Genomic DNA, 15,497 nt, shown 5'->3' with positions numbered 1-15,497 from the left:
GACACCCCGGCCCCACCGCGGTCCACCTCTTCGCACAGGAGTGGCGACACCCGATGACCAACGACGAAAAGCTGCTCTCCTACCTCAAGCGGGTCTCCGCCGACCTGGCCCAGACCCGGCAGCGGCTGCGCGAGGTGGAGACCCAGGACCGGGAACCCATCGCCATCGTCGGGATGAGCTGCCGCTTCCCCGGCGGCGTGACCACCCCCGAGGAGTTCTGGCGGCTCGTCCACGACGGCACCGACGCCATCGGTGACTTCCCGGGCGACCGGGGCTGGGACGTCGACGCGCTCTACGACCCCGACCCGGACGCCACCGGCAGGACGTACGTCACCCGCGGCGGCTTCCTCGCCGACGCGGCCGGGTTCGAGCCGGACTTCTTCGGGATCAGCCCCCGCGAGGCGGTCGCGATGGACCCCCAGCAGCGGCTGCTGCTGGAGGTGTCGTGGGAGGCCCTGGAACGGGCCCGGATCGCCCCCGACTCGGTGCACGGCGCCCGCGTCGGGGTGTTCGCCGGCACCAACGGACAGGACTACAAGGACCTGCTGGCGCGGACCCCGGACAGCGAGTCCGCGCTCGGCACCGGCGTGCTGGCCGCCGTCATCTCCGGCCGCATCTCCTACACCCTGGGCCTGGAGGGCCCGGCCGTCACCATCGACACCGCCTGCTCCTCGGCGCTCGTCGCGGTCCACCTCGCCGTCCAGGCCCTGCGCGACAAGGAGTGCGGCCTCGCCCTCGCGGGCGGTGCCACCGTGATGTCCACGCCGGGCAACTTCATCGCCTTCTCCCGGCAGCGCGGCCTCGCCCCCGACGGGCGCTGCAAGTCCTTCGCCGACACGGCCGACGGCACCGGCTGGAGCGAGGGCGCCGGCATGCTCGTGCTGGAGCGGCTCTCCGACGCCCGCCGCAACGGCCACGAGGTCCTCGCCGTCGTCCGCGGCTCGGCCGTCAACCAGGACGGCGCCTCCAACGGCCTGACCGCCCCCAACGGGCCGTCCCAGCAGCGCGTCATCCGCGCCGCGCTGGCCGCGGCTCGGCTCGGCCCCGCCGACGTGGACCTGCTGGAGGCGCACGGCACCGGCACGACGCTGGGCGACCCCATCGAGGCGCAGGCGCTGCTCGCCACCTACGGGCAGGACCGGCCGGCCGACGCCCCGCTGTGGCTCGGCTCGGCGAAGTCCAACATCGGGCACACCCAGGCCGCCGCCGGCGTCGCCGGCATCATCAAGGCGGTCATGGCGATGCGGCACCGGGTGCTGCCCCGCACGCTGCACGCCGACGCGCCGTCCACCAAGGTCGACTGGGGCCAGGGCCGGGTGCGGCTGCTGACCGCGAACCGGCCCTGGGACGACCCCGGCCGCCCGCGCCGGGCCGCCGTCTCCTCCTTCGGCGCCAGCGGCACCAACGCCCACACCATCCTGGAGGAGGCCCCCGCCGCGGAACCGGCCGAGCCCGAGCCGCGCACGGCACCGCCGCTGCTGCCGTGGGTGATCTCCGGCCGCACCGAGCGCGGCCTGCGGGAACAGGCCGCCCGGCTCGCCGCCGCCACCGGCGGGGCCGACCCGGTGGACGTGGCGCACTCCCTGGCCGCGACCCGCACCGCCCACCCCTACCGTGCCGTGGTCCTCGGCGCCGACCGGGACGCCCTCCGCGCGGCCCTGACCGGTGTCGCCGAGGGCGGCCGGGGCGCGGCCCTCGGCCGGGTCCGCAAGGGCCAGACCGCCTTCCTGTTCACCGGGCAGGGCGCGCAGCGCGCCGGCATGGGCCGGGAACTGCACGCCCGCTTCCCGGTGTTCGCCCGCACCTTCGACGAGATCTGCGCGCTGACCGGCGACGCCGAACTGCGCGACCTCGTCCTCGGCGACGACCCCGGACCGCTGAACCGCACCGCCCGCACCCAGACCGCGCTGTTCGCCTTCGAGGTCGCCCTGTACCGGCTGGTGGAGTCCTGGGGGCTCACCCCGGACCACCTGGCCGGACACTCGGTCGGCGAGATCGCCGCCGCCCACGTCGCCGGAGTGCTGGACCTCGAGGACGCGACCGCCCTGGTGACCGCGCGCGGCCGGCTCATGCAGGCACTGCCCGAGGGCGGCGCCATGATCGCCGTGCGCGCCACCGAGGACGAGGTGCGGCCGCTGCTCACCGGACGGGTCGGCATCGCCGCCGTCAACGGCCCCGACTCCGTGGTGATCTCCGGCGACACCGCCGAGGCCGAGGCGGTGGCCGCCCGCTTCGCCAAGAGCCGCCGGCTGAAGGTGTCGCACGCCTTCCACTCGCCGCTGATGGAACCGATGCTCGACGAGTTCCGGTCCGTCGTGCGGACCCTGACCTTCCACCGCGCCTCCGTCCCGGTCGTCTCGGGCGTCACCGGCACCCTCGCCACCCAGGAGATCGCCACCCCCGACTACTGGGTGGGCCACGTCCGCGAGGCGGTCCGCTTCCACGACGGGATACGCGCCCTCGCCGCCGAGGGCGTCACCCGCTTCCTGGAGATCGGCCCGGACGCCGTGCTGACCGCCATGGCCCGCGAGTGCCTGGCCACCGACGGCACGGACACCGACGCCGTGCTGGCCGCCGCCGGCCGCCGCGACCGCGACGAGACCGAGACGCTGCTCACCGCCCTGGCACAGCTCCACACCGGCGGCGCGGCCGTGGACTGGACCGCGCTGTTCACCGGCGCCCGCACCGTCGACCTGCCCACCACCGCCTTCCAGCGCGAACGGTTCTGGCCCGAGACGGCCGCACCGGTCGGCGACGTCGGCTCCGCCGGCCTGGACCCGGCCGACCACCCCCTGCTCGGCGCCGCCACGATGCTGGCCGACTCCGACGGCGCCGTGCTCACCGGCCGGCTGTCGGTGCGCACCCACCCCTGGCTCGCCGACCACGTCGTCGGCGGGCGGGTCGTCGTCCCCGGCACCGCGATGGTGGAACTCGCCGTCCGCGCGGGCGACCAGGTCGGCCGCGCCCACCTGGCGGAACTCGCCCTGGAGGTGCCCCTGGTGCTGCCCCCGGACGACGGGGTGCGCGTCCAGGTCGCCGTCGGGACCCCCGACGCCTCCGGCGCCCGCACGGTGCACGTGTACGCCCGCGCCGAGAGCCTGCCCGCCGACGACCCCTGGACCCTGCACGCCTCCGGCCTCCTCACCGACGGCACCGGCACCCCGGGCACCCGCCTGGACGCCTGGCCGCCCGAGGACGCCGAACCCCTCGACACCGCGGGCCTGTACGAGCGGCACGCCGCCGCCGGACTGGAGTACGGGCCTGGCTTCCAGGCCCTGACCGCGGCCTGGCGGCTGGGCGAGGAGGTGTACGCCGAGGTGCGGCTGCCCGAGCGGCCCGCCGCCGACGCCCCCCGCTTCGGCCTGCACCCGGCCGCCTTCGACGCGGCCCTGCACTCCCTGGCCCTGCTCGGCGACGGGTCCGCCGACGACACCGCCCGCCTGCCCTTCATGTTCGCGGGCGTCACCCTGCACGCCGTCGGCGCCTCCGTGCTGCGCGCCCGCCTGGTGCCCACCGGCCCGCACGCCTTCGCCGTCGACCTCGCCGACGCCACCGGCGCCCCCGTCGCCACGGTCGCCTCCCTCGCCTCCCGCCCGCTCACCCACCTGCGCGATGCCCGCGCCACCGGCGCTGACGCCCTGTTCACCCTCGACTGGCAGCCCCTGCCCCTGGCCGCCGACGCCCCCGACGCCGGGCACCGGGTGCTGCGCACCGTCCCGGGCACGGACGCCACCGCCGTACGGGAGGCGCTGCACACCGCCCTCGCGGCCCTCCAGGACGACGACCCGCGCCCGCTCGCCGTCGTCACCGAGGGCGCGGTGAGCGTTGCCGGGGAGGACGTCCCGGACCTGGCCGGGGCGGCCGTGTGGGGCCTGGTGCGATCCGCGCAGACGGAGCACCCGGACCGGTTCCTGCTGCTCGACCTGGAGCCGGGCACGGACGCCGGAGCCGTCCTGCCCGCCGCCCTCGCCTCCGGCGAACCGCAGCTCGCGGTGCGCGCCGGCACCGCCCGGGCCGCCCGCCTGGTCCGCGCCGACGTCCCGGCGGGAGCGCCCGGGTTCGCCCCCGACCCCGAGGGCACCGTGCTGCTGACCGGCGCCACCGGCGGCCTCGGACCGGTGCTCGCCCGCCACCTGGTCACCGCCCACGGCGTCCGCCGCCTCGCGCTGCTCAGCCGGTCCGGCGACGCCGGTGAACTGGTCGCCGAACTCGCCGGCCTGGGCGCCACGGCGACCGCCCACGCCTGCGACGTCGCCGACCGGGACGCCCTCGCCGCCGTCGTGGCCGGCCTCCCGGCCGCGCATCCGCTCACCGCCGTCGTCCACGCCGCGGGCGTCCTCGACGACGGCGTGGTCTCCTCGCTCACCCCCGAACGCATCGACACGGTCCTCGCGCCGAAGGCGATCGGCGCCCTCCACCTGCACGAACTCGCCGGGGACGGCACGGCGTTCGTGCTGTTCTCCTCGGTCGCCGGCACCGTCGGCGCCCCGGGACAGGGCAACTACGCCGCCGCCAACGCCCTCCTGGACGCGCTCGCCGCCCACCGCCACGCCCAGGGCGCGCCCGCGCTGTCGCTGGCGTGGGGGCCGTGGGCCCCGGACGGCGGCATGACCGGCTCCCTCGACGAGAGCGACCGCGCCCGCATGACGCGCGGCGGCATGACCGCGCTGACGGCCGAGGAGGGCACCGCCCTGTTCGACCTGGCCGTGCGCGCCGGCCGGCCCGCCCTGGCACCCGTACGCCTCGACCTGCCCGCGCTGCGCGCCCAGGGCGGCGCGGTCGCACCCGTCCTGCGCGCGCTGGCGGGCCGCCCGGTGCGCCGGGCGGCCGCCGCCGAGGGCACCGGCACCGGCCTCGCCGCGCGCCTGGCCGCCCTGGGCGACGAGGAACGCGCCCAGGCGCTGCTGGACACCGTCCGCGGCCACGTCGCCGCCGTGCTCGGGCACGCCCGCCCGGACACCGTCGAGACCGACCGGGCCTTCAAGGAACTCGGCTTCGACTCGCTCGCCGCGATCGAGCTGCGCAACGCGCTCTCCGCCGAACTGGACCAGCGGCTCAGCGCCACCCTCGTCTTCGACCACCCCTCGCCCGAGGCGCTCGCCGCCCACCTCGCCACCCTGGTCGGCGGCGCCCGCACCGCACCGCGCGGGACCGGCCGGCGCGGCGGCACGGCGCGCGCGGACGAGCCGCTGGCGATCGTCGGCCTGGCCTGCCGCTACCCCGGCGACGTCCGCACCCCCGAGGACCTGTGGCGGCTGGTCGCCGACGGCACCGACGCCATCACCGCGTTCCCGGGCAACCGCGGCTGGGACGTGGACCGCATCGTCGACCCGGCCCGGCAGCGCCCCGACACCTCCTACGTCGGCGAGGGCGGGTTCCTGCACGACGCGGGCGCGTTCGACGCCCCCTTCTTCGGCATCAGCCCCAAGGAAGCCCTCGTCATGGACCCGCAGCAGCGGCTGCTGCTGGAGACGTCCTGGGAGGCGCTGGAGAGCGCGGGCATCGACCCGCAGGCCCTCAAGGGCAGCCGCACCGGCGTGTTCGCCGGTGTCCAGTACCACGACTACTTCGGCAGCTTCGGCTCCGGCAGCATCATCTCCGGCCGGGTCGCCTACACCCTCGGCCTGGAGGGGCCGTCGCTGTCCGTCGACACCGCCTGCTCCTCCTCCCTGGTGGCGCTGCACCTGGCCGCCCAGTCGCTGCGGCAGGGCGAGTCCTCCCTCGCCCTGGTCGGCGGCGTGGCGGTCATGGCCACCCCGGAGACGTTCATCGAGTTCAGCCGGCAGGGGGCGCTCGCCGCCGACGCCCGCACCCGGGCCTTCGCCGACGCGGCGGGCGGCACCGTGTGGGGCGAGGGCGTCGGCGTCCTGGTCGTGGAACGGCTCTCCGACGCCCGCCGCAACGGCCACGAGGTCCTCGCCGTCGTCCGCGGCACCGCCGTGAACCAGGACGGCGCCTCCAACGGCCTGACCGCCCCGAACGGCCCCTCCCAGGAACGCGTCATCCTCGAAGCCCTGGAGAATGCCCGCCTCACCACCGCCGACGTGGACGTGGTCGAGGCGCACGGCACCGGCACGACGCTGGGCGACCCGATCGAGGCGCAGGCGCTGCTCGCCACCTACGGGCAGGACCGGCCGGCCGACGCCCCGCTGTGGCTCGGCTCGGTGAAGTCCAACATCGGGCACACCCAGGCCGCCGCCGGCGTCGCCGGCGTCATCAAGATGGTCATGGCGATGCGGCACGGCGCGCTGCCCCGGACCCTGCACGTCGACCAGCCCTCCACCAAGGTCGACTGGGACGCCGGGAACGTGCGCCTGCTGACCGAGCAGCGGGACTGGCCGCGGGCGGACCGCCCGCGCCGGGCCGGCGTCTCCTCGTTCGGCATCAGCGGCACCAACGCCCACGTCATCCTCGAACAGGCCCCGCCCGCCCCGGCCGAGCCCCCGCGCGAGCGCCCCGCGGGCCTCGCCGTGCCGTGGCTGCTCACCGCCCGGACGCCCGCCGCGCTCGCCGGGCAGGCCGCGGCCCTCCTCGGCCACCTCGACACGCACCCCGGCCTCGACCCGTCCGACATCGGCTGGACGCTGGCCACCGCCCGCGCCCGCTTCCCGCAGCGCGCCTCGATCACCGGCGCGGGCCCGGCCGAACTGCGCGGCGCGCTGGCCGCGCTGGCCGACGGCACCACCGCCCGCACCCTCGCCGAGGGCACCGCGGCCGGCCGCGCCCGGCCCGTGTTCGTCTTCCCCGGCCAGGGCTCCCAGTGGTCCGGGATGGCCACCCGGCTGCTGGACGAGTCCCCGGTGTTCGCCGCGCGCATGGCCGACTGCGCCGCCGCGCTCGCGCCGTACACCGACTGGGACTTCGCCGCCGAGCTGCGCGGGGAACTGGACCGCGTGGACGTCGTCCAGCCCCTGCTGTGGGCCGTGATGGTCTCGCTCGCGCACACCTGGAGCGCGTACGGCGTCGTCCCCGCCGCCGTCATCGGCCACTCCCAGGGCGAGATCGCCGCCGCCTGCGCGGTCGGCGCCCTGTCCCTGGCGGACGGCGCCCGGGTCGTCGCGCTGCGCTCGCAGGCCATCGCCGAACTCCTCTCCGGCTCCGGCGGCATGATGTCGGTCGGCGAGGGCGCCGACGCGGTCCGCGCCCGGCTCGCCACCTGGGACGGCCGGCTCTCGGTCGCCGCCGTCAACGGCGCCGCCTCCACGGTGGTGTCCGGCGACTCCGACGCCCTCGACGAACTCCTCGCCGCGCTGCGGCGGGAGAAGGTCCGCGCCAAGCGGCTGCCCGTGGACTACGCCTCCCACAGCGCCCACGTCGAGACCCTGCGCGAACGGCTCGCGGAGGTCCTCGCCGGCATCGAACCGCGCGCCACCCGGGTGCCGTTCTACTCCACCGTCACCGGCGGCCCGCTCGACACCACCGAACTCGACGCCGGGTACTGGTACACCAACCTGCGCGGCACCGTGCTGTTCGAGCAGGCGGTGCGCGCCGCCGTCGCCGACGGCCACCAGCTGTTCATCGAGTCCAGCCCGCACCCGGTGCTGACCGTCGGCATCCAGGAGACCGACGACGCGGTGGCCGCCGTGGGCTCCCTGCGCCGGGACGACGGCGGCCGGGACCGGCTGCTGTCCTCCCTCGGCGAGGCGTTCACCCGGGGCGCGGACGTCGACTGGGCCGCCGTCGCCGAGGGCCACCGCCCGCGCCGCGTGCCGCTGCCCGGCTACGCCTTCCAGCGCGAGTGGTACTGGCTCGACTCCACCGCGACCGGCGCCGACGTCACCTCCGCCGGCCTCGACCCCACCGACCACGCCCTGCTCGGCGCGGCGATGGTACGCGCGGACAGCGAGGGCGCCGTCCTGACCGGGCGGCTCTCGCCGGGCACCCAGACCTGGCTCGCGGACCACCGGGTCGGCGGCCGGCTCCTCTTCCCCGGCACCGGCCACCTGGAGCTCGCGCTGCGCGCCGGCGACCAGGTCGGCTGCGGCGACCTCGCCGAACTCACCCTGCACGCCCCGCTGGTGCTGCCCGATCACGGCGCCGTCCAGCTCCAGGTCACCGTCGGCGCACCCGAGGGGGCGACCCGGCCGGTCACCGTCTGGTCGCGCCCGGAGAGCCCCGACGAGGAACTGCCGTGGACCCGGCACGCCGACGGACTGCTCGCGCCGACCGGCACCCTCCCGGTGGCCGCCGACCCGCTCACCGCCTGGCCGCCGCGGGACGCCGAGCCCGTACCGCTGGACGGCCTGTACGACGAACTCGCCGCCCTCGGCCTCGGCTACGGGCCGCTGTTCCAGGGCCTGCGGGCCGCCTGGCGCGCCGAGGACGGCCTGTACGCGGAGGTCGCCACCGAGGCGGCGCCCGACGGCTTCGGGCTGCATCCGGCGCTGTCGGACGCGGCCCTGCACACCGTCGGCCTCACCGACGCGGCGGGCGACGAGGCCCTGCTGCCCTTCGCCTGGTCCGGGGTACGGCTGCACGCCACCGGCGCGACCGCGCTGCGCGTGCGCGTCCGGCCCACCGGCGAGGGCACCGTCTCCCTCACCCTCGCCGACCCCACGGGCGCGCCCGTCGCCACCGTCGAGTCGCTCACCCTGCGCCCGCTGCGGACCGAAGTCCTCCAGGAGGCGGCACGGCCGGCCCGCGCGGGCGCGCTGTACCGGGTCGACTGGGTGCCGGCGCCCGCGGCCACCGCCACGGCCGCCGCCGGGGCACCGGACGTGCTGCGGGCCCCGGCCGGGGTGAGCGCCGCCGAGGCCCGGGCGGCCGTCGACGCGGTCCTGGCCGGGCTGCGCGACCGGCTCGCCGACGACGACCGCACGCTCGTCGTGGTCACCGGCACCGACCCGGCGGGCGCCGCGGTCGGCGGCCTGGTGCGCTCGGCCCAGTCCGAGAACCCCGGCCGCGTCGTCCTCGTCGAGGCCGAGGCCCCGCAGGAGCCCGCCGCCGAGCGGCTCGCCGAGGCGGTCGCCACCGGCGAACCCCACCTCGCCCTGCGGGACGGCGCCTGGCTGGTGCCCCGGCTGACCCGCGTCCCCGCCGAGGAGACGGCCCCGGCCCCCGGCACCGGCGAGCCCGGCACCGCCGAGTCCGGCACCGGTGGCCTGGGCGCCGGTACCGTCCTGCTCACCGGCGCCACCGGCGCCCTCGGCCGGATCGTCGCCCGGCACCTGGTCACCGAGCGGAACGTCCGGCACCTGCTGCTGGTCAGCCGCGGCGGTGCCGGCGCCGACCTGGTCGACGAACTCACCGCGCTGGGCGCCGAGGTGACCAGCGCCGCCTGCGACGTCGCCGACCGCGCCGCGCTCGCCGCCGTCCTGGCCGCCGTACCGGCCGACCGGCCGCTGACCGCCGTGCTGCACGCCGCCGGCGTCCTCGCCGACGGCGTGCTCGCCTCCCTGACCCCGGAGCGCCTCGACACGGTGTTCCGGCCGAAGGCCGACGCCGCCTGGAACCTGCACGAACTCACCGCGGACCTCGGCCTGTCGGCGTTCGTGCTGTTCTCCTCGTCCGCCGCCACCCTCGGCTCGCCGGGCCAGGCCAACTACGCCGCCGCCAACGCCTACCTGGACGCGCTCGCCGTGCACCGCCGCGCCCTCGGACTGCCCGCGCACTCGCTCGCCTGGGGCCTGTGGGCACAGGCCGGCGGCATGACCGGCACCCTCGACGCCACGGATCTCACCCGCATCGCCCGCGGCGGTGTCGCCCCCCTGGAGACCGAGGAGGGCGTCGCCCTGTTCGACGCCGCCCTGCGCACCGCCGCCCCCGCCGTCCTGCCGGTGAAACTGGACCAGGCCGCCCTGCGCGCGCAGGGCGCGGAACTGGCACCGCTGTTCCGCGCCCTCGTCCCGGTACGCCGCACCGGCGCGGCCACCGCGGCGGGCGGGGCCGGCGGCGCCGACGCGCTGCGCGACCGGCTCGCCGGGCTGCTGGAGGCCGAGCGCGAGCCGTTCCTCACCGAACTCGTGCAGAGCCACGTGGCGACCATCCTCGGCTACCGCTCCGCGCAGGACGTCGGCCGCACCCTGGCCTTCCGGGAACTCGGCTTCGACTCCCTGGCCGCCGTGGAACTGCGCAACCGGCTCACCGCGGCGACCGGCCTGCGCCTGCCCGCCACCCTCGTGTTCGACCACCCCACGCCCGCCCGACTCGCCCGGCACCTGCTCGGCGAACTCACCGGCACCCTCGCCGCCGCGCCCGCCCCCGCCACCGCCCGGCGGGGCGCCGCCGACGAACCGATCGCGGTCATCGGCATCGGCTGCCGCTTCCCCGGCGGCATCGCCTCGCCGGAGGACCTGTGGCGGCTGGTGGCCGAAGGCCGCGACGCCGTCGGCGAGTTCCCGGACGACCGCGGCTGGGACGTCGACGGCCTGTACGACCCGACGCTGGACCGGCCCGGCACCAGCTACACCCGCAACGGCGCCTTCCTCCACGACGCCGCCGACTTCGACCCCGCCTTCTTCGCCATGGACGACGAGGAGGCCGAGGTCACCGACCCCCAGCAGCGACTGCTGCTGGAGACCTCCTGGGAGGCGCTGGAACGCGCCTCCATCGACCCCGCGACCCTGCGCGGCTCCGACACCGGCGTCTTCGCGGGCGTCATGTACCACGACTACTTCGGCAGCTTCGGCTCCGGCAGCGTGGTCTCCGGCCGCGTCGCCTACACCCTCGGCCTGGAGGGGCCGACGCTCTCCGTCGACACGGCCTGCTCCTCCTCCCTCGTGGCGCTGCACCTGGCCGCCCAGTCGCTGCGCCAGGGCGACTGCTCCCTGGCGCTGGCCGGGGGAGTGACCGTCATGGCCACCCCGGGCACCTTCGTGGAGTTCAGCCGGCACCGGGGCCTGTCCCGGGACGGCCGCTGCAAGCCCTTCGCGGACGCGGCCGACGGCACCGGCTTCGGCGAGGGCGCCGGCGTCCTGCTCCTGGAACGGCTCTCCGACGCCCGCCGCAACGGCCGCCGGATCCTCGCCGTGCTGCGCGGCACCGCCGTCAACCAGGACGGCGCCTCCAACGGCATCAGCGCCCCCAACGGCCCCGCCCAGCAGCGGGTCGTCCGCCGCGCCCTGGAGGCGGCCGGGGTCCGGGCGGCCGACGTCGACGTGGTCGAGGCCCACGGCACCGGCACCACCCTCGGCGACCCCATCGAGGCCCAGGCGCTGATCGCCACCTACGGCGCCGAGCACACCGAGGACGACCCGCTGTGGCTCGGCTCGGTCAAGTCCAACCTCGGCCACACCCAGGCAGCCGCGGGCGTGGCAGGCGTCATCAAGATGGTCGAGGCCCTGCGCCACGAGACCCTGCCCGCCAGCCTCGGCATCGACCGCCCCTCCCGGCACGTGGAGTGGGAGGGCGCGGGCGTCCGCCTGCTCACCGAGAACCGCCCCTGGCCCGACCGGGGCCGCCCGCGCCGCGCGGGCGTCTCCTCCTTCGGCATCTCCGGCACCAACGCCCATGTGATCATCGAGGCCCCGCCGGCCGCGGAACCCGCCGGGCCGACCGGCGCCCCCGCGACCGGCACGGTGCCGCTCCTGCTCTCCGGCCACACCCCGGACGCCCTGCGCGCCCAGGCCGCCCGGCTGCTGGAGCACCTGTCCGCCACCCCGGACCCGGACCCGCACCGCCTCGCCGGCGCGCTGGCCCACGCCCGCACCCGGCTCGGCCACCGCGCCGCCGTCCTCGGCCGCACCCCCGGCGAACTGGCCGCGGGCCTCCGCGCCGTGGCCGAGGGCCGCACGCCCGGCGGCGGCGCCCTCGGCAGCGCCACCGACGGCCGGCTCGCGTTCCTCTTCTCCGGCCAGGGCTCGCAGCTGCCGGGCATGGGCACCGGCCTCGCCGCCGCGTTCCCCGCCTTCGCCGCCGCCCTCGACGAGGTCCGCGCCCACCTGGACCCGCTGCTCGGCCGCCCGCTCGCCGAGGTCCTGGACTCCGCCGAGCTGCTGGAGCGCACCGAGTACACCCAGCCCGCCCTGTTCGCCGTGGAAGTGGCCCTGTACCGGCTGCTGGAGTCCCTCGGCGTCCGCCCCGACCTGCTCGCCGGGCACTCCGTCGGCGAATTCGCCGCCGCCCACGTCGCGGGCGTCCTCGGCCTGGCCGACGCCTGCGCCCTCGTCGCCGCCCGGGGACGGCTGATGCAGGCCCTGCCCGAGGGCGGCGCGATGATCGCCGTACGCGCCGCCGAGGACGAGGTCGCGCCCCTGCTGCGCGACGGCGTCGGGATCGCCGCCGTCAACGGGCCCGCGTCCGTCGTCGTCTCGGGCCCCGCCGGACCGGCCCGCGCGCTCGCCGCCCGCTTCGAGCGCACCAAGGAGCTGGCCGTCAGCCACGCCTTCCACTCGGCGCTGATGGAGCCGATGCTGGAGGAGTTCCACGAGATCGCCGCGTCCGTGTCGTACGGCACGCCGCGCATCCCGCTGGTGTCCACCCTGACCGGCGCCCCGGCCGCCCCCGACGAGCTGTCCACGCCCGGCTACTGGGTGCGGCACGCCCGTGCGGCCGTCCGGTTCGCCGACGCCGTCACCGCCCTGCACGAGGCCGGCACCCGGCACTTCGCCGAGGTCGGCCCGGGCGGCGCCCTGACCGCCGCGGCCGGCGAGTGCCTGCCCGACGGCACGGCCGTCGTACCGCTGCTGCGCAAGGACCGCGAGGAGACCGAGGCCCTGCTCACCGGGCTCGCCACCCTCCACGTGCACGGCCGCCCCGTCGACTGGACGCCCCTGCTGCCCCACCGCGACGGATCGGACCTGCCCACCTACGCCTTCCAGCGCGCCCGCTACTGGACGACCGGCGACCCGGCGCCGTCCCGGCCGGCCGCCGGCCACCCGCTGCTCGGCACCGCCGTCGAACTCGCCGACGCCGACGGCACCCTCTACACCGGCCGGCTCTCGCTCACCGAGCAGCCGTGGCTGGCCGACCACGCCGTGGGCGGTGTGCCGCTGCTGCCGGGCACGGCCTTCGCCGAGATGGCCCTGGCCGCCGGGGCCCCCGTCGGCTGCGGCACGGTGGAGGACCTGACCGTCACCGCACCGCTGGTGCTGCCCGAGGACGGCGCCGTCCGCCTCCAGTGCACGGTCGGCGAGCCCGACGCGACCGGCGCCCGCGCCTTCCGCGTGTACGCCGCCGGGTCCGACGGCGACCCGTGGACCACCCACGCCACCGCCCTGCTGCGCCCCGACGACGCGGAGCCCGCCCCCGACCTCACCGCCTGGCCGCCGCCGGGCGCCCACCCGGCCGACCTGGACGGCGTCTACGAGCGGCTGGCCGAGCTGGGCGCCGAGTACGGCCCCCGCTTCCAGGGCCTGCGCGCGGCCTGGCTGCACGGCGACACCGTGTACGCCGAGGTCGCCGTCCCCGCCGACACCGCCGGCTACGGCCTGCACCCGGCCCTGTTCGACGCCGCGCTGCACGCCATCGGGCTGCGCACGGGTGCCGAGGAGCGCCTGGCCCTGCCGTTCGCCTGGGACGGGGTGCGGCTGTACGAACGGGGCGCGTCCGCCCTGCGGGTGCGGATCGCCCCGGCAGGCAGCGGCGCGGTACGCGTCGAGGCCGCCGACGCCACCGGCCGGCCGGTGGCACGCGTGGCGTCGCTGACGCTGCGCGAGGTGGACCCGGAGCGGATCGCCGCGGCCGCCGCGGGCGGACACGACGACCTGTTCGCCCTCGACTGGCTGCCCCTCGCGGTGCCCGCGGCCCCGCAGGCCGGACGGTGGACCGTGCTCGGCCCCGGCCGCGAGGAGCTGGCCGGCGCCCTGGCCGGCGAGGTCGCGGAGGTCGGCGTCGCCGACGACCTCACCGAGGCCGCCGCACAGCACCCCGACACCCTGCTCCTGGTGCACGCCGGCGGGGCCGGCCCGGACGCGGTACGGGCGGGCGCCGGCGCGCTGCTCACCCGCGTCCAGGACTGGCTGGCCGACACCCGGTTCGCCGACACCACCCTGGTCGTGGCCACACGGGGCGCGAACGGTCCCGGGGACGTCACCGACCCCGGTGCCGCCACCGCGTGGGGCCTGATCCGCTCCGCCCAGTCCGAACACCCCGACCGCCTGGTCCTCGTCGACCTGGACGCCTCGGACGCCTCCCGGCGCCTGCTGCCGTCCGCGGTCGCCTCCGGTGAACCCCAGCTCGCGCTGCGGGACGGCGCGGTGAGCGTCCCCCGGCTGGTGCGCGCCCCGCGGCTGGCCGAGCGGACCCCGGCCGGTCTCTCCGGCGCTGTCCTCGTCACCGGCGGCACCGGCGCCCTGGGTCGGCTGGTCGCCCGGCACCTGGTCACCGCGCACGGCGCGGAGCGGCTGGTGCTGCTGAGCCGGAGCGGGCCCGCGGCACCGGGCGCCGACGAGCTGCGCGGGGAACTGACGGCGCTCGGCGCACAGGTCACCGTCGTCGCCTGCGACGCCGCCGACCGCACCGCCCTCGCCCGGGTCCTGGACGAGCACCCGGTCTCCGCCGTCGTGCACACCGCGGGCGTCCTCGCCGACGCCGTGCTGACCTCGCTCACCCCCGAGCGGCTGGACGCGGTGCTGCGGCCAAAGCTGGACGCCGCCTGGAACCTGCACGAACTGACCCGCGAACGGCCCCTGACGGCGTTCGTGCTGTTCTCCTCCGCGGCCGGCCTGCTCGGCAGCCCCGGCCAGTCCGGCTACGCCGCGGGCAACACGTTCCTCGACGCGCTCGCCGCGCACCGCCGCTCGCTCGGCCTGCCCGCGGTCTCGCTCGCCTGGGGCGCCTGGGCGGGCAGCGGCGGCATGGCCGACCGGCTCGCCGGCACCGACGCCCGCCGCATGGCCGCCGGCGGCGTGCTCCCGCTGGACGCGGAGGCCGGACTCGCCCTGTTCGACGCGGCGGCCGGCCGCGCCGAGCCGGTCCTGCTGCCGGCCCGGCTCGACCTCGCCCCCCGCGAGGCCGCCCGCGTCGCCCCGCTGCTGCGCTCCCTGGTGCGGGCACCGCGCCGCGGCGGGCCCGGTGCGCCGGCCGCCGCCTCGGCCCTGCGCCGGGAACTGGCCGGACTCGCGGCCGAGGAGCGCGGCGCACGACTGCTGGAACTGGTCCGGGACGAGGCCCGGTCGGTGCTCGGCACCGAGCAGTTCGACGACGAACTGCCCTTCAAGGACCTCGGTTTCGACTCGCTGACCGCCGTCGAGTTCCGCAACCGGCTCAACGCGGCCACCGGCCTGCGGCTGACCGCCACGCTCGTCTTCGACCACCCGACACCGGGCGCGCTCGCCGGCCACCTCGCCGCCGAGCTGGCCCCGCGCACCCCCGGCGGCGCCCCGCGCGCCGACGAGGACGACACCGTCCGGACGGCGCTCGCCGCCATCCCGGTGGCCCGGCTCCGCGACGCAGGCCTGCTGGACGGGCTGCTGGAACTCGCCGGACTGCGGCCCGCGCCGGAGCCGGCGGAACCCGGCGGCCCCGGCCCCGCGCCGATCGACACGATGGACGCCGAGAGCCTGATCAGCATGGCCCTCGACGATCTCGTCGAGGACGACGACGCCCTGTGACGACGC

1 protein-coding gene is annotated in these 15,497 nt (G+C 77.6%); it reads left to right on the top strand.

Translation table 11 applies throughout. From position 1 onward, the window contains the following. Positions 1 to 53 precede the first annotated feature (53 nt). A complete protein-coding gene (locus ACZ4K2_RS04020; protein WP_467470205.1) occupies positions 54 to 15,491 on the top strand; it encodes an SDR family NAD(P)-dependent oxidoreductase in 15,438 nt (5,145 codons plus the stop codon). Positions 15,492 to 15,497 lie beyond the last annotated feature (6 nt).

It is taken from the genome of Streptomyces sp. NPDC025833 (assembly GCF_055558055.1).
This window is presented reverse-complemented; position numbering and strand designations above follow the sequence as displayed.